Annotated in this window: 16 protein-coding genes and 1 tRNA gene; 8 read left to right on the forward strand and 9 right to left on the reverse strand. The window is 65.9% G+C overall.

Features of this window, described 5'->3' with window-relative positions:
- Window position 1: 1 nt before the first annotated feature.
- Window positions 2-742, reverse strand: a complete 741-nt coding sequence (locus tag AC3A4Z_RS02375) for a M50 family metallopeptidase (RefSeq protein ID WP_498709795.1) — start codon at window positions 740-742, stop codon at window positions 2-4.
- 133 nt (window positions 743-875) lie between these two features.
- Here AC3A4Z_RS02375 and AC3A4Z_RS02380 point away from each other — a divergent pair, with 133 nt between their 5' ends.
- The gene (locus AC3A4Z_RS02380; protein WP_498709796.1) at window positions 876-1,340 is read left to right on the forward strand and encodes a GatB/YqeY domain-containing protein; all 465 of its coding nucleotides are present in this window, start codon (window positions 876-878) and stop codon (window positions 1,338-1,340) included.
- An 82-nt stretch (window positions 1,341-1,422) separates the two neighbouring features.
- Here AC3A4Z_RS02380 and AC3A4Z_RS02385 read toward each other — a convergent pair whose 3' ends face one another.
- Window positions 1,423-1,725: a DUF4193 domain-containing protein gene (locus AC3A4Z_RS02385; RefSeq protein ID WP_066275770.1), complete on the reverse strand. Its 303-nt coding sequence runs from the start codon at window positions 1,723-1,725 to the stop codon at window positions 1,423-1,425.
- A 210-nt stretch (window positions 1,726-1,935) separates the two neighbouring features.
- On the opposite strand from AC3A4Z_RS02385, the gene AC3A4Z_RS02390 reads away from it, so the two are divergent.
- Together AC3A4Z_RS02390 and AC3A4Z_RS02395 are read left to right on the forward strand one after the other, a co-directional pair.
- Complete coding sequence (locus AC3A4Z_RS02390; RefSeq protein ID WP_498709798.1) at window positions 1,936-3,078, forward strand: glycosyltransferase family 9 protein; 1,143 nt, start codon at window positions 1,936-1,938, stop codon at window positions 3,076-3,078.
- Complete coding sequence (locus tag AC3A4Z_RS02395; RefSeq protein ID WP_498709799.1) at window positions 3,075-4,046, forward strand: glycosyltransferase family 9 protein; 972 nt, start codon at window positions 3,075-3,077, stop codon at window positions 4,044-4,046. The genes AC3A4Z_RS02390 and AC3A4Z_RS02395 overlap by 4 nt, the downstream gene beginning before the upstream one ends.
- 99 nt (window positions 4,047-4,145) lie before the next feature.
- On the opposite strand, the gene AC3A4Z_RS02400 is transcribed toward AC3A4Z_RS02395, so the two are convergent.
- Entirely contained in the window at window positions 4,146-4,802 is a 657-nt protein-coding gene (locus AC3A4Z_RS02400) for an SGNH/GDSL hydrolase family protein (RefSeq protein ID WP_498709800.1), read from the reverse strand.
- Window positions 4,803-4,856: 54 nt separating this feature from the next.
- Window positions 4,857-6,659 (reverse strand): AfsR/SARP family transcriptional regulator, encoded by a 1,803-nt coding sequence (locus AC3A4Z_RS02405; RefSeq protein WP_498709801.1) that lies wholly within the window; start codon window positions 6,657-6,659, stop codon window positions 4,857-4,859.
- 115 nt (window positions 6,660-6,774) lie between these two features.
- On the opposite strand from AC3A4Z_RS02405, the gene AC3A4Z_RS02410 reads away from it, so the two are divergent.
- Together AC3A4Z_RS02410 and AC3A4Z_RS02415 are read left to right on the forward strand one after the other, a co-directional pair.
- Window positions 6,775-6,936 carry a hypothetical protein gene (locus AC3A4Z_RS02410; protein ID WP_493969058.1) on the forward strand — a complete coding sequence of 54 codons (162 nt, stop codon included), beginning with the start codon at window positions 6,775-6,777 and terminating at the stop codon, window positions 6,934-6,936.
- A 152-nt stretch (window positions 6,937-7,088) separates the two neighbouring features.
- Window positions 7,089-7,361, forward strand: a complete 273-nt coding sequence (locus AC3A4Z_RS02415) for a hypothetical protein (RefSeq protein WP_498709802.1) — start codon at window positions 7,089-7,091, stop codon at window positions 7,359-7,361.
- A gap of 59 nt (window positions 7,362-7,420) precedes the next feature.
- Here the strand turns inward: AC3A4Z_RS02415 and AC3A4Z_RS02420 are convergent, their stop codons facing one another.
- The 3 genes from AC3A4Z_RS02420 to AC3A4Z_RS02430 form a co-directional block, all read right to left on the reverse strand.
- Window positions 7,421-7,591, reverse strand: coding sequence for a hypothetical protein (locus tag AC3A4Z_RS02420; protein ID WP_161799570.1), 171 nt, complete (start codon window positions 7,589-7,591; stop codon window positions 7,421-7,423).
- The gene (locus tag AC3A4Z_RS02425) at window positions 7,588-8,037 is read right to left on the reverse strand and encodes a hypothetical protein (protein ID WP_498709803.1); all 450 of its coding nucleotides are present in this window, start codon (window positions 8,035-8,037) and stop codon (window positions 7,588-7,590) included. The genes AC3A4Z_RS02420 and AC3A4Z_RS02425 overlap by 4 nt, the downstream gene beginning before the upstream one ends.
- A 138-nt stretch (window positions 8,038-8,175) precedes the next feature.
- A tRNA-Leu gene (locus AC3A4Z_RS02430) sits at window positions 8,176-8,258 on the reverse strand.
- 172 nt (window positions 8,259-8,430) lie between these two features.
- On the opposite strand from AC3A4Z_RS02430, the gene AC3A4Z_RS02435 reads away from it, so the two are divergent.
- Together AC3A4Z_RS02435 and AC3A4Z_RS02440 are read left to right on the forward strand one after the other, a co-directional pair.
- Entirely contained in the window at window positions 8,431-9,735 is a 1,305-nt protein-coding gene (locus tag AC3A4Z_RS02435) for a M20/M25/M40 family metallo-hydrolase (protein WP_498709804.1), read from the forward strand.
- A 10-nt stretch (window positions 9,736-9,745) separates the two neighbouring features.
- A complete protein-coding gene (locus AC3A4Z_RS02440; RefSeq protein WP_498709805.1) occupies window positions 9,746-10,906 on the forward strand; it encodes an acyl-CoA dehydrogenase family protein in 1,161 nt (386 codons plus the stop codon).
- Between the two features lie 22 nt (window positions 10,907-10,928).
- On the opposite strand, the gene AC3A4Z_RS02445 is transcribed toward AC3A4Z_RS02440, so the two are convergent.
- Window positions 10,929-11,162 carry a DUF5703 family protein gene (locus AC3A4Z_RS02445; RefSeq protein ID WP_256247833.1) on the reverse strand — a complete coding sequence of 78 codons (234 nt, stop codon included), beginning with the start codon at window positions 11,160-11,162 and terminating at the stop codon, window positions 10,929-10,931.
- Between the two features lie 40 nt (window positions 11,163-11,202).
- Between AC3A4Z_RS02445 and AC3A4Z_RS02450 the strand changes: the two genes are divergently transcribed.
- Entirely contained in the window at window positions 11,203-11,475 is a 273-nt protein-coding gene (locus AC3A4Z_RS02450; RefSeq protein ID WP_050055261.1) for a hypothetical protein, read from the forward strand.
- A 31-nt stretch (window positions 11,476-11,506) separates the two neighbouring features.
- Here the strand turns inward: AC3A4Z_RS02450 and AC3A4Z_RS02455 are convergent, their stop codons facing one another.
- The gene (locus AC3A4Z_RS02455) at window positions 11,507-12,442 is read right to left on the reverse strand and encodes an aldo/keto reductase (protein WP_498709807.1); all 936 of its coding nucleotides are present in this window, start codon (window positions 12,440-12,442) and stop codon (window positions 11,507-11,509) included.
- Between the last annotated feature and the right edge of the window lie 19 nt (window positions 12,443-12,461).

Raw genomic sequence — 12,461 nt, forward strand, 5'->3', positions numbered from 1 at the left:
CCTATGCGCCCGGCCGCAGGATTGTTGAGATCGGCTGCCAGGCCGCCAGCCAGGATGCGGCCACCAGGGCAGCAAACAGGAGAATCCAGATGCCGGAGGGGACCGCCGTGGCACGGTACAGCAAGTAGGCGTCGGACGTGGCAAGCCTGTCCCTCCGGCGCAGGTGCACATGGGTGAGCTTGCCAAGGTCCCGTACCGCACCGATCAGGAGTACCAGGCCCAGGATGACGGTGACGTGGCCGGCAAACGCTGCAGGAACCAGGAAAATCAGCGCAATGCAGCCAAGAATCGCTCCGATGGTGATCAGGAAGCCCGCGGCGTTGCGGAGGAACACCAGGGTGGCGGCCAGGGCAACGGCACTTGCAGCAATGACGGCCGGCCCCCATCCATTAAATCCGCACCATACAAATGCTGCGCCAACCAGGGCGGGCACAGGATAGCCCCAGAAGCAGGACCAGGCGGTGGCAAGCTTGCTCCGGCTGTAGGTGGTGGTGGTACCGGAATGGTCAAACCTGAGCCGGATGCCGGAGAGCCGCTGTCCGCTGGTGACAGCCGCGACGGCGTGCCCGAGTTCGTGGGTGGCGGTGGCGAGCAGGCCCACATACCGCCAGGACCTGCGGGGGATGGCCAAGGCAGTGGCGATGCACACCACCAGCAGCAGCTCAGTGGCGGTGATGGTGGGGATATCCCTTCGGCCGAATGCATCCAGGAACGTCGTCCAGGGGTCGGTGGGGAGGATCACGGGGTGCGGTCCGGGGAGGGGTGGGCATTTTCGGGCATAAGCCCCTACGGTACTAGGGATGGCTGGGTGCGGCCGGAGTACCGTGCCGCCCGCAGAACAAGGGCCAACTGGAAACCAGGAACAGGGGAACAACGTGTCATCACTGAAAGAACGGCTGCAGGCCGACGTGGTCATCCACATGAAGGAGCGCAACAGAACCGCGCTCACCACCGTCCGGAACGTCCTGGGCGAAATCGAGACCCGTGAGAAATCGGGTAAGACTCCGGTCCAGCTTGATGACCTGCAGGTGACGTCCCTGCTGCAGAAGGAAGCCGCGAAGCGCCGCGAAACGGCGGGAATCTACGCAGAAGCGGGGCAGCCGGACCGTGCGGCGGCGGAAATCGCTGAGGCGGAAGTCATAGAGTCCTACCTGCCCAAACCGCTGTCGCAGGAGGAAGTCGAGGCGATCGTGGATGAGGTCATTGACGGCCTGCGCGCCGCAGGCCGTGAACTGACACCCCGGCAGATGGGCGAAGTCATGAAGCCGGTGACGGCGGAGGTGGCAGGGCGCTTCGACGGCAAGGAAGTCAGCCAGATCGTCCGGCGGAAGCTCGCTTAAAGGCGAGAGGCACGTCTCCCGATGGGACGTGCCTCTTGCTCAGTTGGAATGGCTGAATCCGCCGCTCCACATGACCGCCTGATCAGCCCTCGCACTCGGTGCAGTAGCTGTGGCCGTCTTTCTGGCGCGCAATCTGCGAGCGGTGGCGGACCAGGAAGCATGAGTAGCAGGTGAATTCGTCCTCCGCCTGCGGAATGACCTGCACCACGAGCTCCTCGGCGACGAATTCGCCGCCGGGTACGCCCGCGCCGTCCAGGCCGTCAGCTTCGTCCAGCTCAAGCACAACGCTGCGCGCGTCGGGAGCATTTGCTGACTGAAGCTGCTCGAGTGAGTTGTCCTGCGATTCCTTGACGTCGGAACGCAGTTCATCGTAATCGGTTGCCAATTTAGGTGCTTCTCTTTTCTTTGGTTCGTCTGTCGCGTATGAAACGTACAGCATCATCCGGGTATTCCCCAATAGCCGGAGTATATTGACCGCCGCCTGGGTACAGGTTCAAAGGAAGGCCGGCGCAGTATTCGTTCTGCTGCGGCGGCCGCAGGGGCAGGGAAGGCCGCCGGAAAAGAAGCGGCCCCGGATTGAGTCGAAGGGGTATATGTGGAGCAGCTGACTGCAGAATTCGGTGGTGCCGGACAGGCCGGCATGGGTGTTGGTCCCGTCCTCGAAAAGTTCGATGCAGTAGACAGGATTGCCGTCCTGCGCGGCGGCGGCCTGGGTGACCTGATTTTTGCCATCCCTGCCATGGCCGCGCTGAAAGCAGCATATCCGGGGGCTTCCATAACGCTTCTTGGCACTCCGGCGCACAAGGCACTGATAGCCGCGACGAAAAGCCCGGTGGACGACGTCTGCGTCCTGCCCCTTTCCGAAGGCGTCCGGCCAGGCGAGGAAAACGAGGAAGAACTGGACCGGTTCTTCCAGGAGATGCGTGAACGCCGCTTTGACCTGGCAGTCCAGCTCCACGGCGGGGGACGGTACTCGAACCCGTTCCTGCTCCGGCTGGGCGCCCGGCATACGGTGGGGACCCGCACACCGGATGCGGCGAGCCTGGAGCGTACAGTCCCTTACCTCTATTACCAGCACGAACCGCTGCGGGCCCTGGAAGTGGCGGGTTTCGCCGGCGCGTTCCCGGTTGACCTTGAGGCCCGGCTCGCTCCGGCGGAAGGGCTGCGCCCCTTTTCCGGAACGTCCGACGACGGTACCCGGCCTATGGTGGTCATCCATCCCGGCGCCACCGATCCCCGCCGTCGTTGGCCCGTTGAGCGGTTCGCCGAACTGGCTGCGGCCTGCGCCGCCGACGGCTTCGAGGTCATTGTTGTGGGGGACAAGAGTGAGCAGGAACTCGCCGCGCGCATCGTCGAGCTGGCCGCCGCGGGACCGGTCCGTTCCATGGCGGGAGAACTGGATATGGCAGGTCTGGTGGCGCTCCTGGCCGGAGCGGCAGTGGTGGTTGGAAATGACAGCGGCCCGCGGCACCTTGCACAAGCCCTGGGCGTGCCCACCGTGGGAATTTTCTGGGCCGGAAACGTCATCAATGCCGGGGCGCTGGGCAGGAGTCTTCACCGCCTCCACGCCTCCTGGGTGACGGCCTGCCCCACGTGCGGGATTGACGTCACGCAGGTAGGTTGGACGGCGCCACGCTGCGCCCATGACGATTCCATGGTGGCGGACGTTTCGGTGCGTGACGTGCATGAGGACGTCCGCAGCCTGGCGGCGACTGATGTGAGCGGGCAGGGCGTATGAGCCTCCCGGAGACTGCCCCCGCCGCGGCGGCCAACGGATTGCATGATGGGAAACCCGAACTCCTGGTCCTTCGGGCGCTCAAACTTGGGGACCTGCTCGTGGCAGTGCCGGCACTAAAGGCCCTCCGCCGAACCTTCCCGGAGCACAGGCTCCGGTACGCGGCCCAGGGATGGTTGTCCGAGGCACTGGGACTCGTGGGCGGTTATGAGCTTTTTCCCACCCACGGCCTGGATGAGCCATTGGCCATGGAGCCCGGCATTGTGGACGTTGCCGTGAACCTGCACGGCAGCGGGCCGGAAAGCCAGGACCGGATCGAGGCGTTGCAGGCCCGGCAGACCATAGGGCACCGCAGCCAGTACCGGGATGGTCCGCCCTGGCGTGCCGAACTGCATGAACGCGAACGCTGGGTGAAGCTGCTGGAATGGCACGGCATCGAAGCCGACCCTTTGGACATCCACCTGAATACACCCCACGTGCCGAGCCCTGTTCCCGACGCCACGGTTTTGCACGTGGGGGCCGCGTACGGCAGCCGCCTCTGGCCTGCTGAGCGCTTCGCGGCAGTCGCCTCCACGCTTGCCTCGGCGGGGCACAACGTTGTGTTCACCGGTGGCAGCGGCGAACGGGACCGGGCCCTGGATGTCTGCCGCCGGTCCGGCTTTTCGGAGGACAAGGTGCTTGCGGGGCGGCTGGGGCTGGCCGAATTCGCAGCAACCATCGCAGCAGCACGGCTTGTGGTCTCCGCTGATACGGGAGCAGCCCACCTGGCATCTGCCTACGGGACGCCGTCAGTGGTGCTGTTTGGCCCCGCTCCGCCCGAGATCTGGGGTCCGCCCCCTGGTCCGCACGTGGTCCTGACGCGTGCCGAACTTCGGCGCGGCGACACCTTTGCAGATCAACCCGATCCGGCGTTGCTGGCAGTTACGGTCCCGGACGTCCTGGCGGCGGTGCGGGAGTTGGGCGTGCTGTAGGTCGGGCAGGGCAAAGCCAGATCAGGTACCGCGCGGGTCCCGGGCTGCGCCCCGGGGAAGCATCCACGCATCCTGCACGCGCATTGATGCCGGCAGCCGTCATTGAGCTAAAACAACCGGGTGCGGGCCGGGATGGGCAAGCCGGACCAGTGCGGCGATGGCCTGGGCTATTTTCCGTCCGCCCTGGACCGAGGGCTCGATGGGGTTCGCGTAGTCCGCGTCCTGGCGGCAGATGAGCCGCAGGTCTATCAGTGCTGTCCCCTGCGAAAAGGCGGCCCTGGTAATGGAGTCATTGAAAAGGGCCAGCGCCGCCTTGATGACCTTCTGGTTCGGCTCGGAGGACGGCGTGTCGTAGATGGTGCATACCGCTGCCGGCAACCCCTGCGCCAGGACCGCAGCCAGCATGGCCCGGTAGTCGGCGTCGAACCTGTCACTCGCCGCTGCCAGCAGCAGCAGCGCCCCGGCAACGGAGGCGGGTTGCTCCTGCAACAGCGGGGCATAGCCCAACGCGTCGTTTCCACCGACGCTCACCACGAGGTGGCTGGCGTCCGCAGGCAGGCCGCTGAGCTGGCGGGCGACGCCGGTGATGACGTCGCCGTCGATCGCCAAGAGGGAGCACTTCCAGCCCGGCAGTTCCTGCCGCAGCTGGGTGACGACGTCCGGGCCGCCGCTAACGTGGGCGCCGTTGTCGAAGATGGAATCGCCCAGGAGCACCACGTGGCCCGGCTCCCGGCCCTGACCCGCTGCGTTATTCATGGCTGCAATGTTCCACCCTTGCCCGCACAAGGGCACCCGGGGGGGGCGGCCGGCCTAGCTGCCATGCCGGGCAGCCAGGAACGCCGCCAACGCCGGGTTGTCAATCCCGCGGGCCAGCCAGGGAACGGCCTGCGCCGCCGCTTCATCGCCGAGCACAGCCCTGTGGGACTGTCCCCGCACCACGAATTCCCGCATTCCGCTCCGGCTCGCCAGCTCAGCCAGCTGGTCCACGAAGGCCGAGGCACGCGGTGAGCGGCTGGCAAGGGAAACTTCCGCTGCCGTATCCAGGAGCCGGGCGGAATACCAGAGGTACCACGGCTTGGGTCCGAGGCCCCGGTCAATCCAGTGTGCAGCAGCTGTGAGATCGCCGTGCTCCATGAACAGCCGGGCTTCGGCACCGGCCGCCAAGGCCATAAAGCAGTGGTCACCGGCCAGTTCGGCCATCACCCATGACCGGTCGATCAGGGCTGCAGCCTCCTCCAGCTCCCCGGCTGCCAAGTGCGTCTCTCCCCGGAGCCCGGCCACAAACGGCTCGAACGAGGTCCAGTGCTCTTCCGTGATCCAGGCCTGCGCACGGTCCAGGGACACGGCCGCCTGCTCCAGCTCTCCACGAAGCAGGCGGACCCGTCCCAGCAGCGCCGCACTGAATGCCTGCTGCCGCCGGTTCCCCACGGCCTCAGCCAGCCGCCCGGACTCCACCAGTGCGGTCACGGCGGCGTCGTACCGCGCCGTGTCCGAGGCCAGCATTCCCTGGATGGCCAGGACCCGCGCCTGTTCGTCCGGGAAACCCTGAGCTGCGAGCATCGCCCGGTCCAGCCAGCCGGCAGCACGGTCCGGCACACCCCGCTGCACGGACAGGTAGCCCAGCTCGCGATAGGCGGCAGCGGCGGTGCGTGAGGAGCCCACGGGCCCTTCAGCCTGGAGGGCCCGGTGCAGGAAGTCTGCCACTTCGGCACCGCGGCCGCCCGCCTGGTGGATCAGCGCCCCGGCCAATGCCACCAAGGACTCGGCGAGCAGATGATGGTTACCTGTGCCGCGTGCCAGCACCACGGCGAGCCGCAGCTGCTCCAGCCCCCGGTCCACGGCACCGGCCCACAGCGATGCGCCGCCGGCATCCAGGTAAGAACGCACCGTTGCCGGGGTGGCCGGCACCAAGGGGTCCTTCTCCGGGGCGGCGTCGGACAATGCCTGCCGGATCTCCGCGGGCAGCGGCAGGCCCAGCTCCTGCCGGTAGAGGTCCCCGCACTTGGTGACATGCTGGCGGGCCCGGCGGTGCTCGCCCATTGCCACCAGGGCCTTGACCAGGACGGCGTTGCTGTCTGCATGGAAGGGATCCCGGTCCAGGGCCAGGGTTGCCAGCTCCGCCGCCTTCCCGGGAGTTCCCGCGGCCAGGGCGGCCAGTGCTGCCTCGTAGAGCAGGGACTGGACGATGTTGTCGAAGCGGAAGCGCTGGTCCGCCAGCCAGGAATCGAAGACGGGGCAGTCGACGAAGGACAAACCCTCCAGCAATTGTCCGGTGAAGCCGCGCGGGTCCATGCCAGGATTGGCGGCCGAGTCCACCACTTCCAGGGCGTCGCAGCGCCACGGCGGCTGGAGCTCCAGCCGCAGGGGATCACCGGCCACTGTTATGCCGTCCAGTGCGCGCCGCAGCTCGGACAGATTCCAGCGCAGGGCACCGAGGGCGTCGGCAGCATCCGGAAAGAGCAGCGACGCCAGGCGGGCCCTGCTGATGCCCTCGCCCTGCAGGGCAAGGTAGGCAAGCACGGCCCAGGCCTTGCGGCCTCTGGGCTGCAGGGGAGATGCGCCAAGGGACTCGATCACAGGAGGACCGAGGAGCCGAATCCATTTCTCGGCCATACGGCCCATGCTACTGCCACCCGTCCCGGGCGTCTGCCGCGCTCACACGCTTGCTCACACGCCCGCCCCACACACTGGCTTCACCACATCAACCCACACTCACACGAGGTGCACCATGGAACTGCTTGGCCTACTGCTCTTGGGACTCTGGGTCCTCATCGCCACCGTTTGCGCTGTCCTGGCGGACGGCCGGGGCCGCACGCCCGACGTCCGCTCCACCGCACCCTGGTCCGCGGGCAACCTTCCCAGCGAGCCTTACGCGGCGCTTCGCATGTAGGTCCTTCGGTCCAATCAGCAGGAAGTACGACGGCGGGAGCCCGCTATGGTGCCGGCTCCCGCCGTCGCACCATGTGCAGGTGAGGGCCCCGGTGCTTGCCGGAACGGGAAAACGCGGGACACTGGAAGCCCCCACGACGAAAGCGGACCACCTTGATCAAGCTCCAGCAGGACGCCGACGGTTTTATCCGGATGAACCGGCACTTTCCCGAGAACCTCACTGTCACCGTCGTCTTCGCAGATGGCGCCACGGAGGAGTTCCCAGGCCGCCGGCTCAACCGTGCCTACGATGACGCTTTGGCTGAATACCGCGCCCAGAACCACCTGGATGCCAAAGGCTTCCAGCGGGGGCCGAGGAAGAAAACGGGCTCAGGCAACAAGATCGATTTTGTGCGCGTCTATCCCGGAATGGGCCGGCAGGACTAGCTGACGTTCAAAAACAGCGGGGAACGCAGGCCGCCCGGGAGAGCTACGCCGGGAGGCAGTTATAACGGGCGCTTGGCAATTTTCTTGACCCACGCGGGGGACTCAAGGCCCTGCTTCTTATCAGTTGAGAGGCGAAGGCGGGCGGCCCGGACGATGACGCGTTCCTGTGCGGGCGAGACGTAAGGCTTCTGCTCGCCGTCTGACGTTTTCTTTTCCGCTACTGCACTCATCGATCCTCCTCCGGGTCCTCGTCCACTTCATTGTCCGGCAAGGGAGGCAACAGGTCCAGCGTGGCCTCTCCGTTGGCCAAGGGGCGGGTCCAGGCTTCCGCAATGATTTGAGCCTCTTCCGGCCCGGCGAGGTTGCTGGTGCTGAGCAGCTCCAGCACCGCGAGGCCGATGTCCTGTTTCTCGGGTTTGCTGTCCACCGAGGCCTCCAGGGCCCACTGGGCCCTGCGCCACCATTCAGCACGGCTGTCCGCTTCGGCTTTCTGCCGTAGGGCCCGGTCATCAGCTACGGTCCGCTGCCGAAGGGTATTCCACCCTATAAAAGCGGCCAGCAGGGCGCCGAGCACCACGGCCAGCGGACCCAGGGCGGCAACGATCTGCCACCACTCGGCTGGCCCGCTGTCCAACGTGACATGGACGGGGCCTGGCGGTGGTGTGGTGGTGTTCACCGATCCAGCTTAGTTCGGCACCTGCCGGCTGAAAGAGTGGGACATCTCACACGGGCTACGCATGGCAAGCAGTGGGGGAGGAGTGTCCAAACACAAAGAAGCCCCGGAAAATCAATGATTTTCCGGGGCTTCCGTTTGTGCGCGGAGGGGGACTTGAACCCCCACCCCCTTTCGAGGACTAGCACCTCAAGCTAGCGCGTCTGCCATTCCGCCACCCGCGCAGGTGGTATTTCGGGAACCGTTTCCGCCTTTCAGCGTTTCGCATCTCTCCGAAGCAGCGAGAAAAACTCTAACACGACTTTCCGGGAACAACGAATCGGGCCAAATGGGTAGGCTGAGGGCAGCGAACCGGCGCTGTGTTCCACCTGTCATTTCAAAGTGAGGAGCTTTCACATGCCTGATGTCCTGCCCGAGGATGAAGTTGTCCGTATCTGCCAAGAGCTCATCCGGATAGACACCTCAAACTACGGTGACGGGTCGGGACCGGGCGAGCGCGCAGCCGCGGAGTACGCAGCCGGGCTCATTGAAGAAGTCGGCATGGACGCCGAGATCTTCGAGTCTGCTCCCGGGCGGGCGAATGTGGTGACCAGGATGGCGGGCCAGGATCCTTCCGCCAGCGCCCTGGTAGTGCACGGCCACCTCGATGTGGTTCCCGCGCTCCGGGACCAGTGGTCCGTGGACCCGTTCGGAGCCGAACTGAAGGACGGGCTCATCTGGGGCCGGGGCGCCGTGGACATGAAGGACATGGACGCCATGATCCTTTCGGTCCTGCGGAGCTTTGCCCGGACCGGCAAAAAGCCCAAGCGCGACATCATCTTCGCCTTCTTCGCTGACGAGGAGGCCGGCGGCGCCCTGGGTGCCCGGTATGCGGTGGACAAGCGGCCGGAACTCTTCGAGGGCGCCACGGAGGCCATCTCCGAGGTGGGCGGATTCTCGGCAACCATCGGGGGTCAGCGCACTTACCTCCTGCAGACCGCCGAGAAAGGTATCTCCTGGCTCCGTCTGGTAGCCCACGGCAGGGCCGGCCACGGTTCCCAGATCAGCACGGACAACGCTGTCACCCGACTGGCTGCCGCAGTCACCCGCATCGGCGAATACAAGTGGCCCATCGAGCTGACCCCCACCACCCGGCAGTTCCTGGACGGCGTGACCGAAATCACGGGAGTGGAGTTCGACGCCGACAATCCGGACCTCCTGCTGGACCAGCTGGGAACCGTGTCCCGTTTCGTCGGAGCCACCCTGCAGAACACCACCAACCCCACGCTGCTCAAGGGCGGCTACAAGCACAACGTCATCCCGGAATCCGCGGAGGCCCTCATCGACTGCCGCACCCTGCCGGGCCAGCAGGAGCACGTCCTGGAAATCGTGCGGGAACTGGCGGGAACCGGCGTGGACGTCAGCTACGTCCATAACGACGTCTCCCTCGAAGTTCCCTTCGCCGGCAACCTCGTGGACTCCATGATCGACGCCCTGCACTCGGAAGATCCCGGCGCAAAGGTCCTGCCGTACACGCTCTCCGGGGGCACGGACAACAAGTCCCTCAGCCGGCTCGGTATCACCGGCTACGGCTTCGCACCGCTGATGCTCCCGGACGAGCTGGACTTCACCGGCATGTTCCACGGGGTCGACGAGCGCGTCCCCGCGGACTCGCTCAAGTTCGGCGCCCGGGTGCTCAACACCCTGCTCACCAACTACTGAGAAGGCGGCCATGACCCCGGAAGACGTCCTGCCGGACGAACTGCTGGAACGGATCCGCACCCGCGCCGCCGGCTACGACCAGGACAACAACTTCTTCCACGAGGACCTGCAGGAACTGGTGGAGGCCGGTTACCTGAAGCTTTTTGTCCCCACGGACGACGGCGGCAAGGGACTTGGGCTCGCGGTGGCGGCGCAGTGCCAGCGGAGGCTGGCAACGGCTGCCCCCGCCACCGCCCTGGCGGTGAACATGCACCTGGTATGGACCGGCGTCGCACAGGTCCTCGGCGCGCGCGGGGACGCGTCGCTGGACTTCGTCCTGCAGGAGGCGGCCGCCGGCGAAATCTTCGCCTTCGGCAACTCCGAAGCAGGCAACGACTCCGTCCTCTTCGACTCCCGCACCGCGGCGCAGCCACTGCCCGGCGGCGGCTACGCCTTCACCGGAACCAAGATCTTCACCAGCCTGTCCCCGGCCTGGACCAGGCTGGGGATCTTCGGTAAGGATCCGTCCGGAAGGGACGGCGACGGCGAACTCGTCCACGGTTTTATCACCCGGCAGACGCCGGGCTACCGGATCCTTGACGACTGGGACACACTCGGGATGCGCGCCAGCCAGTCCAACACCACGGTCCTGGAAGGCGTTGAAGTCCCGGCAGACCGGATCTTCCGCAAGCTCCCCGTGGGTCCCAACCGGGATCCCCTGATCTTCGCCATCTTCGCGTGCTTCGAGACGCTTCTGGCCGCCGTCTACACCGGCGTGGGGGAGCGTGCGCTGGCAGTGGGGGTGGAGGCCGTCAAACGGCGTACCTCGTTCAAGAACGCCGGACGCAGCTACGCACAGGACCCGGACATCCGCTGGAAGGTCGCGGAAGCGGCGATGGCCATGGACAACCTGTACCCGCAGCTGGCATCGGTCACGGCCGACGTCGACCGCCTCGCAGACCACGGCCCGCAGTGGTTCCCCAAGCTCGTGGGCCTGAAAGTGAATGCCACCGAAACCGCGCGGCGCGTGGTGGACCTGGCCATCCGGGTGAGCGGGGGATCAAGCTACTTCCGGGGCTCCGAGCTCGAGCGGCTGTATCGGGACGTCCTGGCAGGCATGTTCCACCCGTCCGACGACGAGTCGGCCCATAACACGGTAGCCACCGCCTGGCTTGGGCCGCTGGAGGATTAGACGGTCCGCCGACAGGTGTTTCCTAGACGGTCCGCTGGACCTGCATGACCCGGCGGCGCAGCCAGAACCGCCTGCCTCCGCCCACATACAGCTTGCTGCGCTCCAGCTCCCACTTGCCGTATTCGGAGTGTTCCACCAGGCGGCGCCGTGCTTCGTGCAATGAATCCACAGGACTGACCGTCAGTACGAGGTACTCGTACTGCTTCGCATAGTCCCGTTCCCGCTGGACCGAGCTGGTGAGAAATTGTTCCTTCATTTGCTCTCCATTTTCGTCCTTTTCCGGCTAACGTGAAGTCATGAGCATCGATCCGCGTGTCGCGCTTCAGTCCTTGACCACCGCTTTGGAAGAACACCTTATAGCAGCATCGAACCGCCGCGGAGATGGAGATCCCTCCGTCGAGGCGGCGTTTTTTGCTGTTGCCGATGCCTTTGAAGTCTACGAGGACGCCCTCTACGAGGCCTACAACGAGGTCACCCCGCTCCAGGTCTTTGATGACGAGGACGAAGAGGATGAAGAGAGCGACGTCGATGACGAGGACCTGGAAATCGTCGAGGACCGGAACCTCTGACCCAAAGGCCGCACCATGGACGGCCTAAGCCCTAATTGAGCGCTGAAGCGTCCTCCAGGGCGCAGGCAATTTCGGGCGGCAGCGGTGTCAGCTGCGCATCCAGAATTTCCTTCAGCTGCGCAGGCGTGCGGGGCCCCACAATTGCCGTGGATACACCGTGCTGTGACAACAGCCAGCTCAAGGACACATCCTGCGGTGTCCGGCCCAGCCCTTTCGCCGCCATGCACACTGCTTCCACCGTCCGGGATGCTTTGCCGTCAAGGTACGGCTCCACGTAGCCGGCTGCCGCCGCCGACGCTCCGCGGGAACCGGACGGGATGCTGCCGCGGTACTTGCCGGTCAGCACACCTCGGCCCAGCGGTGCCCACGCCATGAGGCCCAGGCCGGCATCCTCGACGGCGGGGATGAGCTCCGCCTCCGGCTTCCGTTCCAGGAACGAATACTCGGCCTGCGCAGCCACCAGCGGAAACCCGGCGACCGCCGCAGCCTTGGCCGTCTGCCAGCCGTTGAAGTTCGAGACTCCGGCGTACCGGGCACGGCCGGTCCGTACCGCGAACTCCAGAGCGGACAGTGTCTCGTCCAACGGCACGTTGCCGTCCCAGGCCTGCGCGAACCAGACGTCCACATAGTCGGTGCCGAGCCTGGCCAGGCTGGCCTCAAGGCCGCTGAGCATTGCGTTCCGGGACGTGTCCACACCCCGCCGGCCATCCGGCGCCGTCATTCCGGCCTTGGTGGAGATGGAAATCTCGGTGCGGGCCACGACGTCGCCCAGCAGGGAACCGATCATCGCCTCGGACCGGCCGTCAGCGTAGGACGCCGCTGTGTCAACGTGCCGGCCGCCGGCATTGAGGAAGGTGCGCAGCAATTCCGAAGCGTCCTGTTCGTCCGTCTCGCCGGCCCAGGACATGGTGCCGAGGGAAAGGGCGGAAACTCGCAATCCACTGTTGCCGACGTAACGCTGCTGCATAGCAGCAAGCTTACGGGCA

Source organism: Arthrobacter sp. Soil_C_49 (assembly GCF_057656635.1).

Bases quoted from the DNA above. Each gene is read 5' to 3' on its own strand.
- AC3A4Z_RS02395 (WP_498709799.1), top strand. From the start codon at position 3,075: ATGAGCCTCCCGGAGACTGCCCCCGCCGCGGCGGCCAACGGATTGCAT.
- AC3A4Z_RS02400 (WP_498709800.1), bottom strand. From the start codon at position 4,802: ATGAATAACGCAGCGGGTCAGGGCCGGGAGCCGGGCCACGTGGTGCTC.
- AC3A4Z_RS02405 (WP_498709801.1), bottom strand. From the start codon at position 6,659: ATGGCCGAGAAATGGATTCGGCTCCTCGGTCCTCCTGTGATCGAGTCC.
- AC3A4Z_RS02410 (WP_493969058.1), top strand. From the start codon at position 6,775: ATGGAACTGCTTGGCCTACTGCTCTTGGGACTCTGGGTCCTCATCGCC.
- AC3A4Z_RS02420 (WP_161799570.1), bottom strand. From the start codon at position 7,591: ATGAGTGCAGTAGCGGAAAAGAAAACGTCAGACGGCGAGCAGAAGCCT.
- AC3A4Z_RS02435 (WP_498709804.1), top strand. From the start codon at position 8,431: ATGCCTGATGTCCTGCCCGAGGATGAAGTTGTCCGTATCTGCCAAGAG.
- AC3A4Z_RS02440 (WP_498709805.1), top strand. From the start codon at position 9,746: ATGACCCCGGAAGACGTCCTGCCGGACGAACTGCTGGAACGGATCCGC.
- AC3A4Z_RS02445 (WP_256247833.1), bottom strand. From the start codon at position 11,162: ATGAAGGAACAATTTCTCACCAGCTCGGTCCAGCGGGAACGGGACTAT.
- AC3A4Z_RS02450 (WP_050055261.1), top strand. From the start codon at position 11,203: ATGAGCATCGATCCGCGTGTCGCGCTTCAGTCCTTGACCACCGCTTTG.
- AC3A4Z_RS02455 (WP_498709807.1), bottom strand. From the start codon at position 12,442: ATGCAGCAGCGTTACGTCGGCAACAGTGGATTGCGAGTTTCCGCCCTT.